Source organism: Marinobacter sp. BW6 (assembly GCF_008107725.1).
Classification (GTDB): domain Bacteria; phylum Pseudomonadota; class Gammaproteobacteria; order Pseudomonadales; family Oleiphilaceae; genus Marinobacter.
Genome location: NZ_VIRN01000040.1, coordinates 1 through 441 on the forward strand (window position 1 = coordinate 1; position 441 = coordinate 441).

General features: G+C 64.4%; 1 protein-coding gene. It reads left to right on the forward strand.

Features of this window, described 5'->3' with window-relative positions; all coding sequences use genetic code 11:
* Nucleotides 1-441, forward strand: a 441-nt coding sequence (locus tag FMN52_RS04215; protein ID WP_148607468.1) for a TIGR03752 family integrating conjugative element protein, incomplete at both ends; no start/stop codon positions are given.

Here is a 441-nt window from a genome sequence, read left to right on the forward strand (position 1 = left end):
TGGCCATGTCTGCGCTGATCGGTCGTGTGCCGGTCGACGGGACGGTCAATGATCCTTACCCGTTCAAAATCCTCATCGGCCCGGACAACCTCACCGCTAACGGCATAGAGCTGCCGGACGTCGCCGGCGCGGTAGCCAGCGGGACCGCCTCGGGCGACTGGACACTCTCCTGCGTGCGTGGGCAGATCCGTAGCCTCACGTTCGTGTTCAACGACGGGACCGTGCGCACCTTCCCGGCGCCGACCGAAGAGGTGAATGACAACCAGAGCAACAACAACCAGACCGCCAGCGCCGACCAGAAAACCATCCAGGGCGGCCTCGGATGGATCAGCGACCCCTACGGCATCCCCTGCATCGCCGGTGATCGCCGATCCAATGCCAAGGAGTACCTGGGCAATCAGAGCCTACTCACGGCTGCCGGGGCCGGCATCGCCAAACTCC